Here is a 17,798-nt window from a genome sequence, read left to right as displayed (position 1 = left end):
CGACCGCGCAGGGGGCCGCACCGCCCCCGCCACTGCCGCCCCACCCAACTCGTCCCTCCCTTAACAATGGAGCCGTCTGATGCCCGACCCCACCCAAGCCGTGCCGGCCGCCGCCCAACCGAAGTCACCGATGTCCGATTCCGAACGCGACCTGCTGGCGCGGCTGATCCTCGGCGAGGGTGGGGACAGCGTCGATGACATGCGGCAGGTCGGCTCGGTCGTCCTCAACCGCGCGCGCATGGGCAACCAATCCATCGCCCAGGTGATTGCCGCCCCCCACCAGTTCGAGGCCTACGACAACCCGACGGCGTGGAACCGCCAGTTGGGCACCCCCCAGGACAGTCCGCGCTTCCAGCAGGCGCTGGGGGTGGTCGACGGCCTTATCAACAATGGCCCCGCTGGCCCCTACGACCACTTCTACGCCCCCCGGGCCCAGGCCGCACTTCATCGACCCAAGCCCGCTTTCGACAACGGAACCGGCGTGGACTACGGCGCCCAGCGCTTCTTCTCCCTGGGATACGCCGGCCATCCGGCGCTCCCCGCAGCCGGCTACGCCGCGCAACAGCCTCAGGCGTCCCAGCCTCAGACGCCTCAGCCTCAGGCGTCGCCGCCGCAAACGCCGCAGTCGCCGCCGGCGGGCGCGCCGACCGGCGGCTTCTGGGCCCGGGATGCGAAGGGCCAGGCCCACTACATCGCCATCGACCCCGGCGCGCCGGGCGTGCCCGTGCCGTGGAACTGATCCGCGCTGACGTCACGCCCCCCCAGCCCGAAGGATGCCGCCATGCTTCCTGAAGACCCCGGCCGCCCGCATTTCCGCATCACCTGGGAGATTCCGATCTGGGTTGTGGCCGGCTTCCTGAGCCAGGCCGTCGCCATCGGCTGGTGGGCCGCCGGCGTCGACGGGCGGGTGAAGGCGCTCGAGGCGCGGGCTGACCAGATGAACACCGTGCCGCCGGCGCTTGCGCGGCTGGACGAGCGTACGCGCCAGCTCTCCGACAGCCTGACCCGCATAGAGGCGCGCCTCGACCAGCCGGAGAGAGGCCGATGAGGCTTTCGCTTCCCGACGCCCAGGGCTGCTTCTCGCTGGGGCTCTTCCTGCTCACCGTCCTGGCGCTGGTCCTGGCTGCGGCCTTCCCGGACCTGCGCCACGACGACCTGTTCAAGACCCTGGCCCAGGCGATCGTCATCACCGGCCTGATCAACCTGGCGGCCGGGTTCTATTTCGGCGCCAGCAAGGCGGCCGAGCGACGCCCCGGCCCCGGCGACCCGCCGCCGCCCGCGACCGCTGATCCGCTCCCGGAGTCCCCCGCCCTGCAACAAGGACATGGCCTGTGATGCTGAACCCCGACGTCATCGCTGCGGCCAGGGCCGCAGAGGGCAAGTGGAAGATCCCGGCGAGCATCAGCCTCGCGCAATACGGGCTGGAGAGCGGCTGGGGCCAGCACATGCCGCCAGGTTCCTGGAACCCCTTCGGCATAAAGGCCCTGCCCGGCCAGCCGTCAGTGAGCGTGCCGACGCGGGAGTTCGTGCACGGCCGCTACATCCTGGTGAATGCGCCATTCCGCGCCTTCGCATCCATCGCCGACGCCTTCGAGCACCATGCGCGGCTGCTGGCCACCGGCGCGCCTTACGCCCGCGCGCGGAGCCTGCTGCCGAACGTCGAGGCCTTCGCCAACGCTCTCACCGGCGTCTATGCCACCGACCCGCACTACGGCGCCGAGCTGGTCGCCATCATCCACGGCGACGAGCTGGCGCAGTACGATGCGCTACAAGGCGCAGCCGCCCCGGTGGCGCAGCCGGCGTGAGGCCGCTCGCCGCCCTGGCGCTGCTCCCGGCGCTGGCCGGGTGCGCGGTGGTCTCGGTGCGGGCCGAGGGCGGCCGGCCGAGCGTCGGCGTCTATCCGTTCGGCGTGCATATCAGCCGCGGAGACGCGCAGGCCGTGAGTGTCAGCGCCCGGGCCGCCGGCCTGTCCTATGGCTGCGGGTTCGGCACCGCCGGCCTCGCGCGCCTGGACTGCGACCTGATCGATGTCCGCGCCTGCAGCGCGGCCCTGGTCCATGCGCCGGTCTCCGATCCTTCCCTCCTCGACCGCTTGGCCGGGGCAACCCGGGCGCAATGCCCGAAAATCGAGGTGACGCCGTGAAGATCCTGCTCATTTCAGCTGCGGCCGGCTCAGCACTGGGCCTGGCCGCCTGCGCCACCCCCTTCAAGGGCGACATCGCCTCGATGGACGCCTCGGCGCAGGGGGCGAACATCAATGGCGGCACCGGGGCCACGGCCGGCGCCGTGACGCTGAAAGGCCACTTCGTGCCGGCGCTGGCCGCCGACGGCAAGACGCCGATCCTGGGCCAGGACGAATGCGGCCGGGCCGTGCCGCTGGACGCCTATTCGATCCTGCACGGCAGCGCGACGGCCTCGGCCACGGGTACGGGCGGTGCCAGCCCGCAGATCGCCGTGGCGGCCAACACCATGTCGGCCGCAGGCGCCTCGGCGCGCTATGCCGCGCTGGGCGGGGGCGCAGCGCCGACCGCGGACGTGGTCGCCGCCTCCAAGGACTGCAGCAAGGCCGTCCCCGAAACCGCCTCGGCCACGGCCCTCGCCCACTAGGGCGCGGCTGGCCGGTCAGCCAAGGCTCAGGCGCCGAAGCTCGCCCGCACGGTGTCCAGCGCCGTGCGGCGGATGGGGTCCAGGTCCATCTTGGGGTCGACCAGCAGCTGCACCGAGAGCCCCAGCTCCAGGCTGCCGATCATCAGGGCCGCGGCGTCAGCGTCGAGGCCGGGCCGGATGGATCCATCGGCCTGGCCCTGGGCGACCAGGGCGGCGAGGCGCTCGCGGACCCGCTCGTGCTGGGCGGCGAAGGCGGCGCGCAGTTCGCTGACCTCGGCGACCGCGCTCGACAGCAGCATGAAATAGGTGCGCAGCTCCTCGCTGGTCGCCAGGGCGGTCAGATAGACGTCCATCATCAGCAGCAGCGCCTCGAGGCCGGTCAGTTCGTCGGGGCGACGATCCAGGCGGACGGCCTCGAAGGCGGTGTGCGCGTGCTCGATCACCGCATCGATCAGGCCCCGCTTGGAGCCGAACCTCTGGGTCACCAGGCTGCGGCTGTAGCCGGCGCGGGCGCCGATCGCTTCGAAGGTGGCCGCGCCGACACCCTGCTCGGAAACGATCGACACCACGGCCTGCACCAGCCCGCGCCCAGACTCCGCACGGCGAGCGGCCTGGGTGCGTCGAGCCTTCGGGGGTGTCGCTGGGGAATGCTTGAGCACGTCGTCAGCCATTTAGTAGTTGTCCGGCTAATATGTTGCGGCTATCGACTCCGCAAGGCCAGCGCGGCGTCGCGGACGATAGCTTTCTGACGCCCGCGCGCCCTCCTGCCAACGCCTGACCCGGAGCCGTCCTGCCCATGGCCCTCACCACCGCCGAATGCGTCGCCACCGTCGTCGACCCCAAGGCCCACGCCGACCCGGCGCGGCTGAACGCGGCCTATGCCTGGCTGCGCCAGAACGATCCGTTCGCCCGGGCGCAGATCGACGGCTTCGACCCCTTCCACCTGGTCACCCGCCACGCCGACATCCTTGAGATCAGCCGCGACAACAGCCTGTTCCCGTACGGCGACTTCCCCTCGACGCTGGCGCCGCACCAGGCCGTCGAGGCGGGACGCGCCGCCAAGGCTCAGGGGCGTCCGCTGCTCTACACCCTGGTGCAGATGGATGAGCCGGATCACATGAAGTACCGCGCCCTGACCCAGGCGTGGTTCATGCCGCAGAACCTGCGCAAGCTGGAGGGCCGCATCCGCGAGCTGGCCCGCCAGGTGGTGGCGCGCATGGAAGCACTTGGCGGCGAATGCGACTTCGTCAACGAGGTGGCGCTGCACTATCCGCTGCACGTGATCATGGAGATCCTGGGCGTTCCGGCCGAGCACGAGCCGCGCATGCTGCAGCTGACCCAGGAACTGTTCGGCGCCACCGATCCCGATCTGCGGCGCGGGGGCGACGAGTCGCCCGAGGCTCGGCAGATGGCCATCCAGGCGGTGCTGGCCGACTTCTTTGGCTACTTCAACGCCCTGACCGAGGACAGGCGGGCCAACCCGCGCGACGACGTCGCCAGCGTGATCGCCAACGCCGAGATCGACGGCGAGCGGATTTCCGCCTTCGACGCCGTGTCCTACTACGTGATCATCGCCACCGCCGGCCACGACACCACCTCGTCTTCGACGGCCGGCGCCATGTGGGCCCTGGCCGAACGGCCGGACCAACTGGCCAAGGTCAAGGCCGATCCCTCGCTGATCGGCGGCCTGGTGGACGAGTCGATCCGCTGGACCACGCCGGTTCGCCACTTCATGCGCAGCGCCGCGCGCGACACCGAGATCGCCGGCCGGCGGGTAAAGGCGGGCGAGTGGTTCATGCTCTGCTATCCGTCGGGCAACCGCGACGAGACGGTGTTCGAGGCGCCGCTCGAGTTCCGCGTCGACCGGAGCCCCAACCGGCACCTGGCCTTCGGCTATGGCGCCCACCTCTGCCTGGGTCAGCATCTGGCCAAGATGGAGATGCGCATCCTCTGGGAGGAGCTGCTGCCCCGCCTGAAGTCGGTCGAGCTGGCCGGCGAGGCGCAGCTGTCCGAGGCCAATTTCGTCAACGGGCCCAAGAAGCTGCCGATCCGCTACGTGTTCGAGTAGCGCCGCGGAGGCCGCAAGGGACGGTTGATATCCAGCCCACGGCGCTCAATGATGTCGGCCGACCTCATTGAGACAGGGCTTCCATGCGCATCACGTCAGAGCAGGCGAGCGAGAACCACAGGCGGGTGGTCGAAGCGGCCTCGAGGCTGTTTCGCGAGCACGGCTTCGATGGGGTCAGCGTGGCCGACATCATGAAAGCCGCCGGCTTCACGCATGGCGGCTTCTACAATCACTTCCGGTCCAAGGAAGCCCTGGCCGTGGAGGCGCTGGAGCACGCCTTTGCCGAGATGGCCGCCCAGCGTGAACGCGCCGCAACGCTTCAGGCCATGACGGACGACTACCTTTCCGATCTGCATCGACGCGCGCGGGGCCGGGGCTGCCCGGCGGCCGCCCTGGCCGGCGATGCCCCGCGCCAGCCGGACCCTGTGCGCAGCGCCTTAGCCAGGGGAACGGAGGAGATGATCAACGCCTTTGCCTCGCGCCTGTCACCGGCGCTGGGCGACGCTGAGCGCCGGACCCAGGCGGTGGACTTGCTCTGTCGCCTGACCGGCGCCCTTACCCTGGCCCGCGCGACCCCCGACGGCGATCCGCTGAGCGAGGAACTGCTGGCGGCCGCCCGCGCCGCCTGCGCCGCGATGATCTGAGCGTATATCCGATCGCCTGGCCCGGGCGTGTCCCTTGACAGCCACGCGGACTCAATGATGATATTTATCATCATTATTGTTCGTCCACGACGCCCGATGGGGCGGGAGATCGCCGATGCCGCTCTGGAAGATCTATCATCCCGTCGACGCCTTCTCGGCGCAGGACAAGCGGGCCATGGCCGAGCGGATCACCTCGATCTACGCCCAGCTGCCCAAGTTCTACGTCGGCGTCGTGTTCCAGGAGGTTTCCACGGACAACTTCTACATCGGCGGCGAGCCGGCCGACGACTTCGTGCGCATCTGGGTCGACCACATCGCCCGGCAGTTCAGCGAAGAGTCGATGAAGGGCAAATTCCTCAAGGCGGTCAGCCGCCTGCTGTCGCCCTATCTGGGCGAGCGGGACCTGCGCTGGGAGATGCACGTCGACGAGACGCCGTTCAGCCTTTGGTCGATCGAGGGTCTGCGCCCGCCGCTGCCGGACTCGGTGGCGGAGGTTCGCTGGAAGACGGACAACCGCGCCACGGCGTACGCCGAGGGCGAAGGCGCGCCAGCCGGGTAGCGGCCCTCAGGCAGCGACGTCCAGCAACAATTCGGTGTGTCCGGTCTCGCCCTGCGGCAGCTCGGCCTGGATCCAGTCGATGAACCGCCAGAGGTCGTCGGCGGGGCGCGGCGTGCGCCGCCACACCACCCACGTGCGCCGCCCCGTGGGAAGCGAGACGTCGATCGGCGCCACCAGCCTGCCCTCGCCGATAGCCGCCCAGGCCACCACGGTGCAGGCCAGGAACAGCCCCTGCCCCGCCAGCGCGGCCTGCATGCCGAGGGCCGGATCGCCGATCTCGACACCGCGCAGCACCGGCTCACTATAGAAGCCCGCCCGGTTCAGCCATGACCGCCACGCCCGCCGGCTGTGCAGCAGTAGCGGCAGCCTGGCGACTGCCGAGGGTGTCGACAGGTCGTGATCCGCCGCATAGGCGGGCGAGCACACGGGAAACACGCGCTCGTCGAACAGGGCCAGTCCTTCGAAGCCGTCCGGCGGCGTCACGCCGCCGGCGATGATCGCGACGTCCACACGACGGAAGTCCGGCATTTCGCCGTCGGCATGGGTGCGCACCGCCGCGTCGGGGATCTGCGCCTGGAGACGGCCGAACGCCCCGGAAAGCCATGCCGCCGCCGCGCAGCTGGGCATGCTGATGGTGATAGACGCCGGACGGGCGCGTTGCACGTCCTCCACGGCGCGGCCCAGCAGGTCTGCTGCGCCCCGATAGGCCTCGATCAGTTCAAGGCAGGCAGCGGTCGGGGTCAGCGCGCCGGGTTCGCGGTTGAACAGCAGCGCGCCCAGCCTCTGCTCCAGCTTGGAGAGCGTCGTGCTGATGGCGGCATGGGTAATACCCAGTTCCTCACCGGCGCTGCGCATCGTGGGATGGCGCGAAAGGGTCTCCAGGACGCGCAGAGCGCTGAGCGTCGGCAGGTCCGTCTCCTGACCGCCGCGAACAACAACTGATGTGGTGCTGATCCTCTTCATCCTGCCGCCCGCCGATTGGTACTGTTAAGCAATGACAATCAATGCATCGAAATAGATTTGCACCATTGTCACAAATGCGCAGACGGTGACGTTGCGACAGAGCATTTTGTCACTACGGTACAAATATCGCGCGCAATCGAATGGGATAAATACATTCGATTTCGGCCCGGCGCGGCGCAGCCTATAGCAGCAGCCAGTGGGCTCTGCCACGGACAATTTTGACGTGAGCGGCATGGCCTTGCCGAAAAATGGCAGGATAGCGCACGTCTTGGATTATTCTTTGCTGATTTGGCGCTTCGGAGAAACGCCGCATCCGTTCTGGCGTCGGCGCGCGGCACGAAATTCCGACCGCAGTGCCGCCGCGTCTAATCTTGAGGAGCAAGAGGTGTAGCCGGCAGCGGACAATGCGCGCTCCCCACTCGCCCCCCCAGCAACCTGCGCACCCGGCGAAGCGCTTCGGCGGCCCGCCTCGTCGGACGACGGAAACACGCACGGGCGTGTCGCCCGGCCGGCGCGCCTCGATCTCAATGATCTTCACTATCGACTGAATTACTGTTGACAGGTCCGCCGAGCAAACACAGCCTCTGCTCACGCGACATAGAGCGCGGGGCCGAACCGGCTGCGGAGGAACCACCCTGAAGACCCACGTACTGAGGTTGGGCGCCCCGCCCGCGTGCAGGATTGACAAGGCCCGGCGGCGTGCAGACTACGCGCATCGCGGGCGCGGCCCGTCGCAGGAGGGCCTGATGAGCGAGCGTTCCACGGCGAAGCGGACGAGCCGCACCAAGGCCGAGCAGCGCGCCGAGACCCTGGAGCAGATTCTCGACGCGGCCGAATACCTGTTCTCGCGCAGCGGGCTGCATGGGGTCACCCTGCGCGACGTGGCCCTGCGGGTCGGCGTGCACACCACGCTGCTGCACTACTATTTCGCCGACAAGCGCGAGCTGTTCGACGCCGTTTTCGCCCGCCGCGCCGCCACCACCAGTGGACGGCGGATCGCGGCCCTCGAGCGCTATGAGGCCGAGACCGGCGACCATCCGACCGTGGAGGGCGCGCTGCACGCCTTCCTCGATACCGATCTGGACCTCTACATCCAGGGCGGCGAGCCGTGGATGAACTGGGCCGCCTTCTGCGCGCGGGTCAGCAATACCCCCGAGGGCGCGGCGCTGATGGACGAGCATTTCGACCCCGTGGTGCTGAAGCTGGTGTCGATCCTCAAGCGCGCGCTGCCGGGCACGCCGGAGGCGGACATCTTCTGGGGCTACCACTTCGTCACCGGCTCGCTGATGAATACCCTGGCCCGCACGGGCCGCATCGATCGCCTGTCCGGCGGTCTTTGCGCCTCGGCCGACTTCGAGGCGGTGAAGCAGCGGATGGCCAGGTTCATGGCCGCCGGCTTCCTGGCCCTGAGCGCCCAGCCTTGAGCGCGCCGCCCTGACCCGCGCGCGCGCCATCGTTCGGCGGATCGCCGGATGCCTGGCCGGGGCGCTGTTCGCCCTGGCCACGCAAACCCACGCCCAGACGCCAGGCGACAACGCGCTGACCGTCGAGGCGCAGGCCGGCGCCGTGCATGGCGCGGTCGAGGGCGGCGTGCGCGTGTTCCGCGGTCTGCCGTATGCCCAGCCGCCTACCGGGGCCTGGCGCTGGCGACCGCCGCGGCCGGCGGACCCCTGGACCGGCGTGCGCGAGGCCACGACCTTCGGTCCCGCCTGCATGCAGCCCGTGGCCCCGCCCGGCGGCCTCTACGGCGACAGCCCCGCGCGGATGGACGAGGACTGCCTCAGCCTCAACATCTGGACGCCGCCACAGGCCAAGGGCGCTCCGGTGCTGGTCTGGATCCATGGCGGCGCCCTGCTCGGCGGCTCCGGAAGCGACGCGTCCTACGACGGCGCGCGGCTGGCCGCGCAGGGCCTGGTGGTGGTGACCATCAACTACCGGCTGGGCGTGCTAGGCTGGCTGGCGCACCCAGAGCTCAGCGCCGAGTCGCCGGCAGGGATATCCGGCAACTATGGCCTGATGGACCAGATCGCCGCCCTGGCCTGGGTGAAGCGCAACATCGCCGCCTTCGGGGGCGACCCGGACAAGGTGACCATCGCCGGGCAGTCGGCGGGCGCGCTGTCGGTGCTCTACCTGATGGCCGCGCCGCCCGCCCGCGGCCTCTTCCAGCGGGCCATCGTGCAGAGCGGCTACATGGTCCCGGCCCCGGCCCTGAAGCGCGCCGGTTTTGGCGCCCCTGCGGCCGAGAAGGTGGGCGAGCTGATCGGCTTGAGCCTGGGCGCCCAGGACCTGACCGCGCTCCGCGCCCTCGACGCGCGCACCCTGACCAACCGGGCGACGATGGCCGGCTTCCTACCCATGGGCGTCGCCGACGGGCGCCTGTTGCCGCGCCAGCTGACGGAGACCTTCGACCGGGGCGAGCAGGCGCCTGTGGCGGTCATGGCCGGCTTCACCACCGGCGAGACCCGATCACTGCGCGGCCTGGTCCCCAAGCCCCCTTCAGGCGGGGCCGCGGGGTACGAGGCGGCCATCCGCAGCCGCTATGGCGACCTCGCCGACGCCTACCTCAAGCTCTATCCGGCGGCGACCGAAGACGAGTCGCTGCTGGCCGCCAGTCGCGACGCCCTTTACGGCTGGACCGCCCAGCGCGTGGCGGACAAGCAGACCGCCCTGGGCCAGCCGGCCTATCTGTACGTCTTCGATCACGGCTACCCCGCCGCCGACGGCGCCGGCCTGCATGCCTTCCACGCCGCGGAGATTCCGTTCGCCTTCGGCACGCTGGACCGGCTGCCGCCCCACTGGCCGCGGCCGCCGGACACGCCCGCCGAAGCCGCCCTGAGCGACGCCATGGTCGGCTATTGGGCCAGCTTTGCGCAGGGCGGGGCGCCGACCGCCGCCGGCGCGCCGGCGTGGCCGGCCTATGGTGACGCGAAAGGCTATATGGACTTTGCCGCCACGCCGGTGGCCGGGCACGATCCGATGCCGGGGATGTATCCGCTCAATGAGGCCATCGCCTGCCGCCGCGCCAAGGCCGCCCGGCCCTGGGGTTGGCTGCCGGGGCCGGCGGGACCGTCGACGCCGGCCAAGGTCTCCGGCTGCGACTGACGCCAGGCCTTCAGGCCGCCGGTCTGGCCGCCGGCGCGTGGCCGCCGGCCCGCTGCGGCAGCACCATGATCAGCAGCACCATCACCACGCCGATCACCAGGCTGGCCATCGGTCGGCTGAGCGCCAGACCGCCGTCGTTCAGCGGCTTGTCCAGGAAGTCCCCCACGGTCGCGCCCAGGGGGCGGGTCAGGATGAAGGCGGCCCAGAACAGCGGCACGCGCGAGACCCGGGTGAAGAAATAGGCTGCGGCCACAAGGGCGATCGCCGCGGCGAACACGGCCGCGCCCCCCAGGTAGCCCAGGCCGGTGTCGTCGGCCATCCAGTCGCCCAGCGCCGTGCCGAGGGTCTGCGAGAAGGTGATGGTCAGCCAGTAGAAGGCTTCCGCCCTCGGCGTGGTGACGCTGTCCACCGACACCGTGCCCTCCACCCATCGCCACGCGGCCAGCGAGATCACCACCAGAGTCAGCAGCAGGCTGGCGCCGCCCGCATAGCCGATGCCCAACGAGCGGTCGGCGAAGTCGGCCATGGTGGTGCCCGCCGTGGTCGAGGCCACGATGGTCGCCCAGTACAGCGCCGGGTGGAACCGCCGGGCCCGGATCTGCACCACCACCAGCACGGCCAGCAGCCCCAGGAACAGGGCCGTCCCGGCCAGATAGCCCCAGTTGAAGGTCATGGTGACCGTATCGCCGCCGGTCTCGCCCAGGGTGGTCGCCAGGATCTTGATCACCCAGAATCCGAGGGTCACCGCGGGCGCCTTGCTGGCGACGAAGTCCTTGGGGGCAGTGGCGGCGGTGGTCAAGCGAGGGTCTCCACGAGGCTTCGCGCATGGTCCTATAGCGCGCCGCATCGCCGCCGCCTTGCGCCGAGATTGGCGATTCCCAATGCGGGGGCGCGACCTATTCTCCTTGCAGCAGGCAGACGACCTGACGGCTATGCGGCGCACGGCGGTGCTCGAACAGGTAGACGGCCTGCCAGGTCCCCAGCGCCAGGCGCCCATCGATCAGCGGAATCTGCAGCGACACCTGGGTCAGGGCCGTCCGGATGTGCGCCGGCATGTCGTCCGGCCCCTCGTCGTCGTGAGCGTAGAGCCGGCGATCCTCCGGCGCGATCCGCGCGAAGAAGGCTTCGAGGTCGGAGCGCACCTCCGGTGCAGCGTTCTCCTGGATCAGCAGCGACGCCGAGGTGTGGCGGCAGAAGAGGGTCAGCAGGCCAGTGTTCATCCCCTGGTCGCCGACCCAGCCGCGCACCGCGCGGGTGATATCGACCAGGCCCTGGCCGTGGGTCTCGAAGCTCAAGGTCCCCGCCGCCTGCCGCATCATGGCGCGATCTCCACAGTGGCCCCGGTGGCCAAGCGCCCCGGCCGCGGCCTGGTTTCAGCCACGCTTCCCAGGCTGTCCAGGGCTGGCGGGTCACGTCCGTTTCTGACGCAGCGACCAGCCAAGGTCTCCTCATACGCCGGAGGACATCATGGCGCCGCAACCTCGCTCCCTTTCCCGCCCCGCGCTTCGCCGCCTTCGCCAGCGCATCGAGGCGCGCGACGCCGCCGATCGCCGCGCCCTGGACGTGGAGCTGTTCCATCTGGTCAGCGACCAGCCGGTGCGCCTGACCGGCGAGCACGAGAGCAGCGTCTGCCGCCGGTGCGGCCTCCGGCTCCGGGGCGCGCACTGGGTGATCGAGGGTGGCGCGCCAGGTTGCGGCGGCCAGGCGGGGCGCGCGGTGGTCCCCTTCTACCTGACCTGCGCGGAGGACGCCTTCGCCTGGACCTGCCAGACCGGCCTGTCCGACCAGGCGCTGCGGCTGGAGCTGCTCGACGTCGACAGTCCGCTCTGGGAAGCCCAGCTCTCCCGCCCCGGCGAGCCGCCGGCGTGCGGCCGCTCCGCGGAGATGGGCGAAGCCCTGATCCTGGCGGCCCTGACCGCGCTGATCCGCACCGAGGCGGAGGTTATGGCGGAGTAGCCGGCGCCGCACTCTGCCTCCCTCCCCCTTGTGGGGAGGGAAAGATCGCGCAGCGATCAGGGTGGGGAAGTGCGGGGCCGTGCGCCGGCCAGTCCGATGAGTCTATGCACCGGCAGGCGTTCCCCACCCTGCCCGCTTTGCGGGCTGTCCCTCCCCATGAAGGGGAGGGAGGAACGGCGCCTACGCCCTGCGGTCCCGGTTGGCCTTGACCCTCAGGCGCAGGGCGTTGAGGCGGATGAAGCCGGCGGCGTCGCGGTGGTCGTAGGCGACCTTGCCCTCCTCGAAGGTGACCAGGTCCTGGTCGTAGAGGGAATAGGGGCTGGTGCGGCCGATGACGGTGACGTTGCCCTTGTAGAGCTTCACGCGGACCTGGCCGGTGACCATCTGCTGCGACAGGTCGATGGCGGCCTGCAGCATCTCGCGCTCGGGGGCGAACCAGAAGCCGTTGTAGATCAGCTCCGCATAGCGGGGCATCAGCTCGTCCTTCAGGTGCATCGAGCCGCGGTCGAGGGTGATCGACTCGATGCCGCGGTGGGCGGCCAAGAGGATGGTCCCGCCGGGGGTCTCGTAGACGCCGCGCGACTTCATGCCGACGAAGCGGTTCTCCACCAGGTCCAGGCGGCCGACGCCGTTGTCGTGGCCGAGCTGGTTCAGCTTGGTCAGCAGCGCCGCCGGCGACAGGCGCTCGCCGTCGATGGCGACCGGGTCGCCCTTCTCGAAGTCCATCGTGAAGATGGTCGGCTTGTCGGGCGCATCCTCCGGCGAGATCGTCCGCTGGTGCACGAACTCGGGGGCTTCCAGCGCCGGGTCCTCCAGCACCTTGCCCTCCGACGAGGAGTGCAGCAGGTTCGCATCGACGCTGAACGGCGCCTCGCCGCGCTTGTCCTTGGCGATCGGGATCTGGTTCTGCTCGGCGTATTCCAGCATCGCCTCGCGGGACTTGAAGTCCCACTCCCGCCAGGGGGCGATCACCCGCAGGTCCGGGGCCAGCGCAGTGACGGCCAGTTCGTAGCGCACCTGATCGTTGCCCTTGCCTGTCGAGCCGTGCGCCACGGCGTCCGCCCCGGTCCGCCGGGCGACCTCCACCAGAGCTCTGGCGATCAGCGGCCGGGCGATCGCCGTGCCGAGCAGGTACTGGCCCTCGTAGACGGTGTTGGCGCGGAACATCGGGAACACGAAGTCGCGCACGAAGTCCTCGCGCAGATCCTCCACGAACACATGCTCGGGGCGCACGCCCAGCCCGAGAGCCTTCTCGCGCGCCGGACCCAGTTCATCGCCCTGCCCCAGGTCGGCGGTGAAGGTCACCACCTCCGCCCCCAGCCGCGACTGCAACCAGCGGATCACGATCGAGCTGTCCAGCCCGCCCGAATAGGCCAGCACCACCTTTCTCGCCGGCGCCTGCGCGTCCATGCCCTGTCTCCTGTCCGCGACCGAACGGGGCCGCTGCGCAAGGTTAGGCAAGTCAGCGCGCCATTTCCGTGCAAAGATGCCGCGATAGAGAGCTGAATTGGCTCAATGTGCCAAACATGGCGCAATAATCAGGAGCTTCTGCCAATGACGTTGGACGCCCTGGACCGCCGCATCCTGCGCGCCCTGCAGCGCGACGGGCGGATGGCCAATGTCGAGCTGGCGCGCGAGGTGGGTCTTTCGCCCTCGCCCTGCCTGCGCCGGGTGCGGCTGTTGGAAGAGGCCGGGGTGATCGAGCGCTATGCGGCGGTGGTCGACGGCGGCAAGGTCGGCCTGGGGCTGACGGTGTTCGCCCGGGTCTGGTTCCGGGGCCAGGACGCCGAAAGCACCGCCGGCTTCATCGCCGCCATCCAGGACCTGCCGCAGATCGTCGAGTGCCACCTGATGGTCGGCGACTGCGACGCCCTGCTGCGCATCGTGGTGGCGGACCTCGACGCCTACTGGCGTTTCCAGGCCGACCGGCTGACGCGCATCGCCAATGTCCGCAACGTCAAGACCGACGTGCCCATGGCGACCGTCAAGCGCGCCGGCGAAATTCCGGTCTAGAGCGCCCGCCAGGCCCGTCGGGCGACGGTGGCGGATTGTCCGAGCAACCCGCGCCGAGCTTGCGCGTTGGGCGTGTCGGGAACCCGACATCGTTGGGGCAGGCAGTGATCTATCGCGCGTTCAGCATGACAACGGCCGGCGGCTATGCCGGGTGGACCGAAATCACCGCCGACTCCGACGAGGCGGCGCTGGCTCAGGCCCGCCGCCAGAGCGGGCGCAGGCCAGTCGACCTGTGGTGCGGCGGCCGGTTCGTGGGCCGGATCGAGCATGGCGACGTGGAGCCTCTGGAGCACCGCGGCGAACGTGATGGCGGCGGCGCCGCAAGCGATGCAGCCTGAAGTCCGGATCCCGCGCGCCTCGGAAGCAAGGCGTCAGAAGCCTTCACCTCAGACCTGGGCGATCCGGCTGTAGTTCAGGCCGCCGAACCATTCGCCCAGATCGTGATCGCGCACCTTGGTCAGATCCTTGCCCAGCACGTCGACGACATGGACGTCCTTGCCCAGCCCATCGCGGAGTTGGCCGACCAGGCGCTTCGGCGCCGCCAGCACCACGCCGTCCAGCGCCCTGCTGCGCGCCAGGCTGGTGACGCGTTCGGCCACCTGCGAGACGAACGCCTCCTTGCCGGCGCGGGCCTGATCCTCGCGCGCCACGGCATGGCGATGGCCGTCCGGCCCGCCCATGGTCTCGGTCGGCGCGCCGCCGCGCCCGGCGTAGGGCGGACCCTTGCGAGCGCTGTGGTTCTCCAGCTTCTCCACGGTGATGAAGTCGCCCGTTTCAGATGACCGTTCCACCAGTCGCGCGTGACCGCCATCGGTGATGACGAACAGGAACCTGGCCATGGGCTTAACCTCAGAGATCGCGCAATGCGTCGGGCCGCCCTGCGCGCGTGGCCGCCGAAAGGCCCGGAACGAAGGGCCTCTCCCGAGCGGAGACGGCCTCAGGATGCGCCTTGTCCGGCGCCGCGCCTTGACCTGCCTCAAGCCGGCCGGGCCGCGGCCGCCTCCGCCTCGGCGACGATCTGCAATGTCCGGAGCAGGCTGTCGGCGTTGACGCTGAGGCTGTCGATGCCGGCGGCCACCAGCATGGGCACGATCTCAGGATAGGTCGCCGGCGCCTCGCCGCAGATGCCCACCGGCCGGTCGTTGCGCCTCGCCCCGGTGATCGCCAGGCGCAGCATTTCCAGAACCCCCGGGTCGCGCTCGTCGAAGTCGAACGCCACCACCTCGGAATTGCGGTCCACACCCAGCACCAGCTGGGTCAGGTCGTTGGAGCCGATGGAAAAGCCGTCGAACTCGGCGGCGAAGGCGTCGATCTGGATGACGTTGTTGGGGATCTCGCACATCACGTAGACCTCCAGCCCGTCCTCACCGCGGCGAAGGCCGTGCGCGGCCATGGCGGCCAGCACCTGGCGCGCCTCGTCCACCCGGCGGCAGAACGGGACCATCACCTTGAGGTTGGTCAGGCCCATCTCCTGGCGTACGCGCCGCAGCGCAGCGCATTCCAGGGCGAAGCCGTCGGCATAGCGTGGGTGGGCGTAGCGGGCGGCGCCGCGGAAGCCCAGCATCGGGTTCTCCTCCGCCGGCTCGAAGTCCGCGCCGCCCACCAGCTGGGCGTATTCGTTGGTCTTGAAGTCGGACAGCCGCACGATCACCGGCCGTGGATGGAAGGCGGCGGCGATCATGCCCACGCCCTCGGCCAGGCTGCGCACGAAATAGTCCCGCGGGCTGGGGTCCGCGCGGCTGAGGCGCGCCACTTCCGCCCGCTCCCTCGCCGAGGTCAGGCGCTCCGGATGCGCCGCCGCCATGGGGTGCAGGCGGATCTGTTCGGAGATGATGAACTCCATGCGCGCCAGGCCCACGCCCGCGGCGGGCAGCGCGGCGACATGGAAGGCGCGGCCGGGCTGGGCCAGGTTGAGCATCACCCGGGTGCGCGGATGGGCCACCGTATCCAGATCCACGCGCTCCACCCGGAACGGGACCGCCCCATCGTAGACATGCCCCGCCTCCCCCTCGGCGCAGGACACCGTCACCGTCTGACCGGTGGCCAGGCGCGTGGTGGCGTCCCCGGCGCCCACCACCGCGGGCACCCCCAGCTCGCGCGCGACGATGGCGGCGTGACAGGTGCGCGCGCCCTCGTCCGTGACGATGGCGCCGGCGGTCTTCATCACCGGCTGCCAGTCCGGGCTGGTGGTTCGCGCGACCAGCACTTCGCCGGGCTGGAACGCCTCCAGGTCGGCGGAGCCGTCCACCCGGCGCACGATCCCGCCGGCGATCCGCTCGCCCACCGCCCGGCCGGTGACCAGGGCGGCCGCCGGCGGCGCATCGAGGCGCCAGGTCTCGAGCGTGGCGGCGTCGCGGCGCGAGGCGACCGTCTCCGGCCGGGCCTGAAGCACATAGAGGCGCCCGTCGCCGGCGTCCTTGGCCCACTCGATGTCCATCGGCGTGGGCCGGCCGGCGCGGGTGGAATAGTGATCCTCGATGCGCACGGCGACGTCGGCCAGGTCCAGCACCTCGGCGTCGGTGAGGCAGAAGCGATCGCGGTCCCTGCGGGCGACGGCGAAGGTCTTCAGCGCCCCGCCCTGCCGGACCAGCCGCGTCGCCTTCTCGCCGAGCGTGCGGTGCAGCACCATGCGATGGCCCTGCCGCAGGGTGGGCTTGTGCACATAGAACTCATCAGCCCCTACGGCGCCCTGCACCAGGGTCTCGCCCAGGCCGTAGACGCCGGTGACGAAGACCACGTCGCGAAAGCCGGTCTCGGTGTCGAGGGTGAAGGTCACCCCGCTGCTGGCGCGGTCGGAATGCACCATGCGCATCACCGCGACCGACAGGGCGACCTTCATGTGATCGAAGCCGTTGTCCGCGCGGTAGACCACCGCCCGGTCGGTGAACAGCGAGGCGAAACATCGTCGGCACGCGTCGACCACCGCCGCCTCGCCCTTCACATGCAGAAAGGTCTCGTGCTGGCCGGCGAAACTGGCCGTGGGCAAGTCCTCGGCCGTGGCCGAGCTGCGCACCGCCACGGTGAGTCCGGGTCCGTACTGGCGTTTCAGGGTGCGGTACGCCCGGCGGATCTCACCGGCCAGGCGCTCGCCTCCCGTGGCCGCATAGACCAGCGCCCGGGCCTGCGCCGCCCGCTCGGCGAGGCTCGCCACGTCCGTCAGGTCCAGTCCGCTGAACAGGGCGGCCAGCTGGCTGGCGATCCCCGCCCCGGCCAGGGCGTCGCGATAGGCCGCCGCCGTGAGGGCGAAGCCGTCGGGCGCGGTCACCGCCGCCCCCTTCAGCAGCCGATGCAACTCGCCCAGGGACGCGGTCTTGCCGCCGACCAGCGGTACGTCGGCAAGGCCGATGTCATCGAACCAGCGGACGTAGCCTGTCGCCTCGGCCATGTGCTGGGTCCTTCCGCCAGATTCAGCCAGCACCCTGCCTTGCAGGACCGAACGTGCGCCTTGACCTCCCTCAAGGCGGCGCCCTGTCGAGGGCGCCGTGCTCGCGAACGTCCAATGGTCGGGCAACCTTGATCTGCATCAAGGGCCTCGCCCCGGAAGGCGTGGTTAATGAAACCCTTATGGCGAGCAGGGACGCCGGGCATGCATACCTTCAGGGTCGTCAGAGAGCCGCAGGGGTGGAGCGTACGGCTGGGCAATGGAATGTGCATGCCCTTCTGGTCGCGCGCCCTGGCAGTCCAGGAGGCGAGCAGCCTGTGCGAGGCGCTCCGCCGCCATCACCAGCAGGCGGAAGTGGTGATCGACGACCCGGAACCGGGCGGTCCGCCAGGGGCAGGCGACCGCCTTTCGGCCGACCGCCTGTCATTCTTGCTGCGTTCGATCCAACGGGTCCCGCACGGCAGGCAGACCTGATCGGGGTTGATGATGGCTGCAGCCGCGCCC

Annotated in this window: 22 protein-coding genes; 15 read left to right on the top strand and 7 right to left on the bottom strand. The window is 70.2% G+C overall.

Translation table 11 applies throughout. From position 1 onward, the window contains the following. Positions 1 to 79 precede the first annotated feature (79 nt). The 6 genes from ACO2Q3_RS21020 to ACO2Q3_RS20995 are packed head-to-tail and all read left to right on the top strand — an operon-like array spanning position 80 to position 2,607. Positions 80 to 739 carry a cell wall hydrolase gene (locus ACO2Q3_RS21020; RefSeq protein WP_423310144.1) on the top strand — a complete coding sequence of 220 codons (660 nt, stop codon included), beginning with the start codon at positions 80 to 82 and terminating at the stop codon, positions 737 to 739. Positions 740 to 781: 42 nt separating this feature from the next. Beyond that, entirely contained in the window at positions 782 to 1,048 is a 267-nt protein-coding gene (locus ACO2Q3_RS21015) for a hypothetical protein (RefSeq protein ID WP_423310142.1), read from the top strand. After that, positions 1,045 to 1,335: a hypothetical protein gene (locus ACO2Q3_RS21010; RefSeq protein WP_423310140.1), complete on the top strand. Its 291-nt coding sequence runs from the start codon at positions 1,045 to 1,047 to the stop codon at positions 1,333 to 1,335. Before ACO2Q3_RS21015 ends, ACO2Q3_RS21010 begins: the two co-directional genes overlap by 4 nt. Continuing rightward, on the top strand, positions 1,335 to 1,805 hold the full coding sequence (locus ACO2Q3_RS21005) for a glycoside hydrolase family 73 protein (RefSeq protein ID WP_423310138.1): 471 nt from the start codon (positions 1,335 to 1,337) through the stop codon (positions 1,803 to 1,805). The genes ACO2Q3_RS21010 and ACO2Q3_RS21005 overlap by 1 nt, the downstream gene beginning before the upstream one ends. Then, on the top strand, positions 1,802 to 2,143 hold the full coding sequence (locus ACO2Q3_RS21000; protein WP_423310136.1) for a hypothetical protein: 342 nt from the start codon (positions 1,802 to 1,804) through the stop codon (positions 2,141 to 2,143). Before ACO2Q3_RS21005 ends, ACO2Q3_RS21000 begins: the two co-directional genes overlap by 4 nt. Further along, positions 2,140 to 2,607 carry a hypothetical protein gene (locus ACO2Q3_RS20995; RefSeq protein WP_423310134.1) on the top strand — a complete coding sequence of 156 codons (468 nt, stop codon included), beginning with the start codon at positions 2,140 to 2,142 and terminating at the stop codon, positions 2,605 to 2,607. The genes ACO2Q3_RS21000 and ACO2Q3_RS20995 overlap by 4 nt, the downstream gene beginning before the upstream one ends. A 26-nt stretch (positions 2,608 to 2,633) precedes the next feature. On the opposite strand, the gene ACO2Q3_RS20990 is transcribed toward ACO2Q3_RS20995, so the two are convergent. After that, a complete protein-coding gene (locus ACO2Q3_RS20990) occupies positions 2,634 to 3,278 on the bottom strand; it encodes a TetR/AcrR family transcriptional regulator (RefSeq protein ID WP_423310132.1) in 645 nt (214 codons plus the stop codon). A gap of 125 nt (positions 3,279 to 3,403) precedes the next feature. Between ACO2Q3_RS20990 and ACO2Q3_RS20985 the strand changes: the two genes are divergently transcribed. The 3 genes from ACO2Q3_RS20985 to ACO2Q3_RS20975 all read left to right on the top strand — a co-directional run bounded on the left by ACO2Q3_RS20985 (position 3,404) and on the right by ACO2Q3_RS20975 (position 5,878). Continuing rightward, positions 3,404 to 4,675, top strand: a complete 1,272-nt coding sequence (locus ACO2Q3_RS20985; protein ID WP_423310130.1) for a cytochrome P450 — start codon at positions 3,404 to 3,406, stop codon at positions 4,673 to 4,675. A gap of 83 nt (positions 4,676 to 4,758) precedes the next feature. Next, positions 4,759 to 5,319 carry a TetR/AcrR family transcriptional regulator gene (locus ACO2Q3_RS20980; RefSeq protein WP_423310128.1) on the top strand — a complete coding sequence of 187 codons (561 nt, stop codon included), beginning with the start codon at positions 4,759 to 4,761 and terminating at the stop codon, positions 5,317 to 5,319. Between the two features lie 115 nt (positions 5,320 to 5,434). Further along, the gene (locus tag ACO2Q3_RS20975) at positions 5,435 to 5,878 is read left to right on the top strand and encodes a tautomerase family protein (RefSeq protein ID WP_423310127.1); all 444 of its coding nucleotides are present in this window, start codon (positions 5,435 to 5,437) and stop codon (positions 5,876 to 5,878) included. Between the two features lie 6 nt (positions 5,879 to 5,884). Here the strand turns inward: ACO2Q3_RS20975 and ACO2Q3_RS20970 are convergent, their stop codons facing one another. After that, positions 5,885 to 6,841 carry a LysR substrate-binding domain-containing protein gene (locus ACO2Q3_RS20970; RefSeq protein ID WP_423310125.1) on the bottom strand — a complete coding sequence of 319 codons (957 nt, stop codon included), beginning with the start codon at positions 6,839 to 6,841 and terminating at the stop codon, positions 5,885 to 5,887. Positions 6,842 to 7,587: 746 nt separating this feature from the next. Between ACO2Q3_RS20970 and ACO2Q3_RS20965 the strand changes: the two genes are divergently transcribed. Next, the gene (locus tag ACO2Q3_RS20965) at positions 7,588 to 8,265 is read left to right on the top strand and encodes a TetR/AcrR family transcriptional regulator (protein ID WP_423310123.1); all 678 of its coding nucleotides are present in this window, start codon (positions 7,588 to 7,590) and stop codon (positions 8,263 to 8,265) included. 10 nt (positions 8,266 to 8,275) lie between these two features. Beyond that, entirely contained in the window at positions 8,276 to 9,943 is a 1,668-nt protein-coding gene (locus ACO2Q3_RS20960; protein WP_423310400.1) for a carboxylesterase/lipase family protein, read from the top strand. A 10-nt stretch (positions 9,944 to 9,953) separates the two neighbouring features. On the opposite strand, the gene ACO2Q3_RS20955 is transcribed toward ACO2Q3_RS20960, so the two are convergent. Both ACO2Q3_RS20955 and ACO2Q3_RS20950 read right to left on the bottom strand, forming a co-directional pair. Next, positions 9,954 to 10,742: a hypothetical protein gene (locus ACO2Q3_RS20955; RefSeq protein WP_423310121.1), complete on the bottom strand. Its 789-nt coding sequence runs from the start codon at positions 10,740 to 10,742 to the stop codon at positions 9,954 to 9,956. 97 nt (positions 10,743 to 10,839) lie between these two features. Next, entirely contained in the window at positions 10,840 to 11,262 is a 423-nt protein-coding gene (locus ACO2Q3_RS20950; protein ID WP_423310119.1) for a secondary thiamine-phosphate synthase enzyme YjbQ, read from the bottom strand. A 148-nt stretch (positions 11,263 to 11,410) separates the two neighbouring features. Here ACO2Q3_RS20950 and ACO2Q3_RS20945 point away from each other — a divergent pair, with 148 nt between their 5' ends. After that, positions 11,411 to 11,899: a hypothetical protein gene (locus tag ACO2Q3_RS20945; protein WP_423310117.1), complete on the top strand. Its 489-nt coding sequence runs from the start codon at positions 11,411 to 11,413 to the stop codon at positions 11,897 to 11,899. Positions 11,900 to 12,079: 180 nt separating this feature from the next. Here the strand turns inward: ACO2Q3_RS20945 and ACO2Q3_RS20940 are convergent, their stop codons facing one another. Then, a complete protein-coding gene (locus ACO2Q3_RS20940) occupies positions 12,080 to 13,309 on the bottom strand; it encodes an argininosuccinate synthase (RefSeq protein WP_423310115.1) in 1,230 nt (409 codons plus the stop codon). 144 nt (positions 13,310 to 13,453) lie between these two features. On the opposite strand from ACO2Q3_RS20940, the gene ACO2Q3_RS20935 reads away from it, so the two are divergent. Together ACO2Q3_RS20935 and ACO2Q3_RS20930 are read left to right on the top strand one after the other, a co-directional pair. Beyond that, on the top strand, positions 13,454 to 13,912 hold the full coding sequence (locus ACO2Q3_RS20935; protein ID WP_423310113.1) for an Lrp/AsnC family transcriptional regulator: 459 nt from the start codon (positions 13,454 to 13,456) through the stop codon (positions 13,910 to 13,912). A 104-nt stretch (positions 13,913 to 14,016) separates the two neighbouring features. Then, positions 14,017 to 14,250 carry a hypothetical protein gene (locus ACO2Q3_RS20930; protein ID WP_423310111.1) on the top strand — a complete coding sequence of 78 codons (234 nt, stop codon included), beginning with the start codon at positions 14,017 to 14,019 and terminating at the stop codon, positions 14,248 to 14,250. A 48-nt stretch (positions 14,251 to 14,298) separates the two neighbouring features. Here ACO2Q3_RS20930 and ACO2Q3_RS20925 read toward each other — a convergent pair whose 3' ends face one another. Beyond that, complete coding sequence (locus tag ACO2Q3_RS20925) at positions 14,299 to 14,751, bottom strand: host attachment protein (protein ID WP_423310109.1); 453 nt, start codon at positions 14,749 to 14,751, stop codon at positions 14,299 to 14,301. A gap of 137 nt (positions 14,752 to 14,888) precedes the next feature. Then, positions 14,889 to 17,297: a phosphoenolpyruvate synthase gene (gene ppsA / locus ACO2Q3_RS20920; RefSeq protein WP_423310107.1), complete on the bottom strand. Its 2,409-nt coding sequence runs from the start codon at positions 17,295 to 17,297 to the stop codon at positions 14,889 to 14,891. Between the two features lie 267 nt (positions 17,298 to 17,564). Here ppsA and ACO2Q3_RS20915 point away from each other — a divergent pair, with 267 nt between their 5' ends. After that, the gene (locus tag ACO2Q3_RS20915; RefSeq protein ID WP_423310105.1) at positions 17,565 to 17,768 is read left to right on the top strand and encodes a hypothetical protein; all 204 of its coding nucleotides are present in this window, start codon (positions 17,565 to 17,567) and stop codon (positions 17,766 to 17,768) included. Positions 17,769 to 17,798 lie beyond the last annotated feature (30 nt).

It is taken from the genome of Caulobacter sp. KR2-114 (assembly GCF_049446115.1).
Taxonomy (GTDB): Bacteria; Pseudomonadota; Alphaproteobacteria; order Caulobacterales; family Caulobacteraceae; genus Acaudatibacter.
Note: the sequence above shows the minus strand (reverse complement) of the source record. Positions and strands in the feature narration are given on the sequence as shown.

Bases quoted from the DNA above. Each gene is read 5' to 3' on its own strand.
- ACO2Q3_RS21010 (WP_423310140.1), top strand. From the start codon at position 1,045: ATGAGGCTTTCGCTTCCCGACGCCCAGGGCTGCTTCTCGCTGGGGCTC.
- ppsA (WP_423310107.1), bottom strand. From the start codon at position 17,297: ATGGCCGAGGCGACAGGCTACGTCCGCTGGTTCGATGACATCGGCCTT.
- ACO2Q3_RS20970 (WP_423310125.1), bottom strand. From the start codon at position 6,841: ATGAAGAGGATCAGCACCACATCAGTTGTTGTTCGCGGCGGTCAGGAG.
- ACO2Q3_RS20990 (WP_423310132.1), bottom strand. From the start codon at position 3,278: ATGGCTGACGACGTGCTCAAGCATTCCCCAGCGACACCCCCGAAGGCT.
- ACO2Q3_RS20975 (WP_423310127.1), top strand. From the start codon at position 5,435: ATGCCGCTCTGGAAGATCTATCATCCCGTCGACGCCTTCTCGGCGCAG.
- ACO2Q3_RS20950 (WP_423310119.1), bottom strand. From the start codon at position 11,262: ATGATGCGGCAGGCGGCGGGGACCTTGAGCTTCGAGACCCACGGCCAG.
- ACO2Q3_RS20985 (WP_423310130.1), top strand. From the start codon at position 3,404: ATGGCCCTCACCACCGCCGAATGCGTCGCCACCGTCGTCGACCCCAAG.
- ACO2Q3_RS21020 (WP_423310144.1), top strand. From the start codon at position 80: ATGCCCGACCCCACCCAAGCCGTGCCGGCCGCCGCCCAACCGAAGTCA.
- ACO2Q3_RS20935 (WP_423310113.1), top strand. From the start codon at position 13,454: ATGACGTTGGACGCCCTGGACCGCCGCATCCTGCGCGCCCTGCAGCGC.
- ACO2Q3_RS21015 (WP_423310142.1), top strand. From the start codon at position 782: ATGCTTCCTGAAGACCCCGGCCGCCCGCATTTCCGCATCACCTGGGAG.
- ACO2Q3_RS20925 (WP_423310109.1), bottom strand. From the start codon at position 14,751: ATGGCCAGGTTCCTGTTCGTCATCACCGATGGCGGTCACGCGCGACTG.
- ACO2Q3_RS20915 (WP_423310105.1), top strand. From the start codon at position 17,565: ATGCCCTTCTGGTCGCGCGCCCTGGCAGTCCAGGAGGCGAGCAGCCTG.
- ACO2Q3_RS20980 (WP_423310128.1), top strand. From the start codon at position 4,759: ATGCGCATCACGTCAGAGCAGGCGAGCGAGAACCACAGGCGGGTGGTC.
- ACO2Q3_RS20945 (WP_423310117.1), top strand. From the start codon at position 11,411: ATGGCGCCGCAACCTCGCTCCCTTTCCCGCCCCGCGCTTCGCCGCCTT.
- ACO2Q3_RS20940 (WP_423310115.1), bottom strand. From the start codon at position 13,309: ATGGACGCGCAGGCGCCGGCGAGAAAGGTGGTGCTGGCCTATTCGGGC.
- ACO2Q3_RS20965 (WP_423310123.1), top strand. From the start codon at position 7,588: ATGAGCGAGCGTTCCACGGCGAAGCGGACGAGCCGCACCAAGGCCGAG.
- ACO2Q3_RS21005 (WP_423310138.1), top strand. From the start codon at position 1,335: ATGCTGAACCCCGACGTCATCGCTGCGGCCAGGGCCGCAGAGGGCAAG.